Here is a 4,416-nt window from a genome sequence, read left to right as displayed (position 1 = left end):
GCGCTCGGTCAGCCATGGTTCGATGATGGGCTTCGTCGAGATCGAGAAAATCGTTTTCGGTGAACGCAGCTCGATCCTCGTCGACCCCGGCGAGGAAAAGCTGAAAGCGGAATTCGCCAATGTGTCCCGCACCTTCGTGCCGGTGCATGCCATCGTCCGCATCGACCAGGTCGACAAGGCCGGCGCCGCGCGGATCATGGCGGGCGGTGAATCCGGCAAGGTCATGCCGTTCCCGGTGTTCACCGGCGGTGGCGACCATAAGTCCTAGGCCTGCCACGTTCGGGGTTGCGTGATGCGCTTTGCCTATCTCGGCAGCGGCAGCAAGGGCAATGCGCTGATCGTCGAGGCCGGCGATACCCGCGTGCTGCTCGACTGCGGCCTGCCGCTGGTCGAGGTCGATATGCGTCTCGCGCGGCTCGGTCTCATGGCCAGCGATCTGACCGCGATCATCGTCACCCACGAGCATGGCGATCACATCGGTGGCGTGGCGAAACTCGCGCGTCGCAACAAGCTGCCGGTCTGGCTGACCGCCGGCACGCGGGCTGCGTGGAAAGCGGCGCCGGATGAATGGGTGCGCACCTTGAGCCCGCATCGGCCAATCACCCTCGGCAATTTCGAGATCACGCCGTACCCGGTGCCGCACGATGCCCGCGAGCCCTGTCAGTACGTGTTCGGCCATGCCGGCAAGCGGGTTGGCGTGCTCACCGATGCCGGCAGCGTCACGCCGTACATGCGCGAATCGCTGACCGGGCTGGACGCGTTGCTGCTCGAGTTCAACCACGATCGGCAGATGCTGCTGAACGGCCCGTATCCGTCTTTCCTCAAGCAGCGCGTCGCCGGCCCCAAAGGCCATCTGAGCAATGCCCAGGCGGCCGAGCTGCTCGGCAGTCTCGATATTTCACGGCTTCAGCACCTGGTGCTGACCCATCTTTCCGAAACCAACAACACTCCGGAGCACGCGCTGGCAGCGGCTTCCGAAGTACTTGGCGCCCAGCCCGACTGGCTGGTCTGCGCCCACCAGGACGCCGGCCTCGACTGGCGTCACGTCAACTGAGCGAGAACTGATTGGCCATGAGTCTGCACATCCTGTCCGGTGGCACCGCGCTGTCCGCGTTTCGCATCGAGCGCCTGCGCTTAAGCCTGGCAAGCCATGCGCCGGCGGTCAGCGGGCTGCGCGCCGTCGAGTTCTTCATGGTCGAAGCTGACGGTGTCGACGAAGCGGCGTTGTGCACGCTGCTCGATGCCACGACGGCTCAGCTTCCGACTGCCGACGCGATGCTCTACATCGTGCCGCGCCTCGGCACCCTGAGCCCCTGGGCGAGCAAGGCCACGGACATCGCCAAGGTCTGCGGGCTGAAGGGCGTCAAGCGTGTCGAGCGCGGGCGTCTCTACCTGCTCGATGGCTTGACGAGCCTGCCGGCTGCAGCGCTGGCCGATCTGCATGACCCGATGACCGAATCGGTGCTGACCACGGTTGCCGATCTGCAGCACGTCTTCGCCAGCGGCACGCGCCGCAGCCTGCGCAAGGTCGATGTGCTGAGTGGCGGCCGCGAGGCGCTGGTCAAGGCCAACCGCGACTGGGGCCTGGCGCTGTCGGCGGACGAGATCGACTACCTCGTCGCCCATTACACCGGCGCGGCCAAGAACCCGACCGACGCCGAGCTGATGATGTTCGCGCAGGTCAACAGCGAGCATTGCCGACACAAGATCTTTAACGCCGAATTCACCGTCGACGGCACGGTTCAGCCGGACTCGCTGTTCGGCATGATCAAGCTCACCTACAAGGCTTCGCCGGAAGGGGTGTTGTCCGCGTACAAGGACAACGCGTCAGTGATCGAAGGCCATCAAGCGATGCGCTTCTTCCCGGACAGCGACCGCGCCTGGCGCGAGCACGCCGAGCCGGTGCACATCCTGATGAAGGTCGAGACCCATAACCATCCGACCGGCATCTCGCCGGCTGCCGGTGCGGCAACCGGCTCCGGCGGCGAAATCCGTGACGAAGCGGCGACCGGTCGGGGTGGTCGTCCGAAGGCAGGCCTGTCCGGCTTCACGGTGTCGAACCTGCGGATTCCCGGTTTCGTGCAGCCCTGGGAACAGGACTTGGGCAAGCCCGCGCGCATCGCCAGCGCCCTGCAGATCATGCTCGACGGCCCGATCGGCGCCGCCGCGTACAGCAACGAATTCGGCCGTCCGGTGCTGAATGGCTACTTCCGCACCTACGAACAGAAACTGCCGGACGGCAGCATGCGCGGCTACCACAAGCCGATCATGATCGCCGGCGGCTACGGCAACATCCGCGGCCAGCATGTGGAAAAGCTGGCGGTGGTCGAAGGCGCAAAGCTGGTCGTGCTCGGCGGCCCGGCGATGTTGATCGGCCTCGGCGGCGGTGCCGCGTCGTCGATGGCGACTGGCGCTTCGAGCGCCGAACTGGACTTCGCCTCGGTGCAGCGCGCCAACCCGGAACTGGAGCGGCGCTGCCAGGAAGTCGTCGACCAGTGCTGGGCGCTCGGCGAGCAGAACCCGATCCTGTCGATCCACGATGTCGGTGCCGGCGGCATTTCCAACGCGCTGCCGGAACTGGTGCACGCCGATGATCGCGGCGGCCATTTCAAGCTGCGCGATGTGCAGAGCGCTGATCCGGCGCTGAGCCCGATGGAAATCTGGTGCAACGAATCGCAGGAGCGTTACGTCCTCGCGATCGCGCCGGAATCGGTCGCCGTGATCCAGGCGATGTGCGAACGCGAGCGCTGCCCGTTCGCCGTGGTCGGCACCGCGACCGCCGTGCAGCAGCTGATCGTCGAAGACACGCTCGACGGGACCTTGCCAATCGACATGCCGATGCCGGTGCTGCTCGGCAAGCCACCGAAGATGCAGCGAGTGACCTTGCGCAAGCATCCGGTCAGCGCGCCGCTGGCCTATCCGCCAGCCAGCGATGCGGCGCAGAAGGCTTTCATCAAGGACGCCGCCGAGCGGGTGCTGAAGCTGCCGACGGTCGCCTCGAAGCAGTTCCTGATCACCATCGGCGATCGCACTGTCGGTGGCCTCACCGTGCGCGACCAGATGGTCGGCCCCTGGCAGACGCCGGTCGCCGATGTCGCCGTGACCGCAACCGGTTTCGAAGCGACGACGGGCGAGGCGATGGCAATGGGCGAGCGTCCGACCATCGCCCTGCTCGACGCCGCCGCCAGCGGCCGCATGGCGGTTGCCGAAGCGGTGCTGAACATCGCTGCTGCCCACATCACCAAGCTGTCCGACATCCGCCTGTCGGCGAACTGGATGGCTGCCTGCGGCCAGGGTGACGAGGACGCGCGCCTGTTCGACGCGGTGGAGGCGATCGGCCGCGAGCTGTGTCCGGCGCTCGGCATCGCGATCCCGGTCGGCAAGGATTCGCTGTCGATGAAGTCGGTCTGGCAGGACAACGGCGAAACCAAGACCCAGACCTCGCCGCTGAGCCTGGTGATCACCGCGTTCGCGCCGGTTGCCGATGTGCGCAAGACGCTGACACCTCAGCTCAAGGCCGAAGCCGCTAGCCGGCTGATGCTGGTCGATCTTGGCGCTGGCAAGAACCGCTTGGGCGGTTCAGCGCTGGCGCAGGTGTTCGGCGCGGTCGGTGACACGGCGCCGGATCTCGACGATCCCGCGCGCCTGAAGGCCGCGTTCGACTGGCTGCAGGCCATGAACGCGCAGGGCAAGCTGCTGGCCTATCACGACCGTTCCGACGGCGGCCTGTTCGCCTGCTTGAGCGAAATGGCTTTCGCCGGGCGCAGCGGCATTGATGTCGCGCTCGATGCGCTGGGGCCCGATCCGGTCGCGGCGCTGTTCAACGAGGAGCTTGGCTTCGTCGTCCAGCTGAAGCTCGCCGATGTCGATGCCGCGGTCGCCAGCGCGCGTGCCGCCGGCCTGCACGCCGGCCTGATCGGCGAAGCCAGCGCCGACGAGAAGATCACTATTCATCACGGCGGCAAGACCGTGTTCAGCAACGAGGTCCAGACGCTGTACCGCAACTGGGCCGAGACCAGTCATCGCATCGCGTCCCTGCGCGACAACCCGGATTGCACGCGCGAAGAGTTCGACGCGGCCGGCGACATGGCCGATCCGGGCTTGAGCGTGCGCCTGACATTCGAGCCGACCGTGGCTGCGCCTCGAATCGGCAAGCGTCCGAAGGTTGCCGTGCTGCGCGAGCAGGGCGTCAACGGTCAGGTCGAGATGGCCTACGGTTTCCACGCCGCCGGCTTCGATGCCGTCGACGTGCACATGAGCGACATCCTCGAAGGCCGCGTGCAACTCGCCGACTTCGCCGGCCTCGCGGCCTGCGGCGGCTTCTCGTATGGCGATGTGCTCGGCGCCGGCCAGGGCTGGGCACGCTCGATCCTGTTCAACGCGCGCGCACGCGAGCAGTTCTCGAGCTTCCTCGCG

3 protein-coding genes are annotated in these 4,416 nt (G+C 66.6%); all 3 read left to right on the top strand.

Features of this window, described 5'->3' with window-relative positions; genetic code table 11:
• A partial coding sequence (locus QZY06_RS14215; RefSeq protein WP_295685681.1) for a DUF1820 family protein occupies positions 1-268 on the top strand: 268 nt, incomplete at its 5' end.
• A gap of 24 nt (positions 269-292) precedes the next feature.
• Positions 293-1,054: an MBL fold metallo-hydrolase gene (locus tag QZY06_RS14210; RefSeq protein WP_295685680.1), complete on the top strand. Its 762-nt coding sequence runs from the start codon at positions 293-295 to the stop codon at positions 1,052-1,054.
• Between the two features lie 17 nt (positions 1,055-1,071).
• On the top strand, positions 1,072-4,416 hold a 3,345-nt coding region (purL, locus tag QZY06_RS14205; RefSeq protein WP_295685678.1), incomplete at its 3' end, for a phosphoribosylformylglycinamidine synthase.

The sequence above is a fragment of the uncultured Nevskia sp. genome (assembly GCF_903885465.1).
GTDB lineage: Bacteria > Pseudomonadota > Gammaproteobacteria > Nevskiales > Nevskiaceae > Nevskia.
This window is presented reverse-complemented; position numbering and strand designations above follow the sequence as displayed.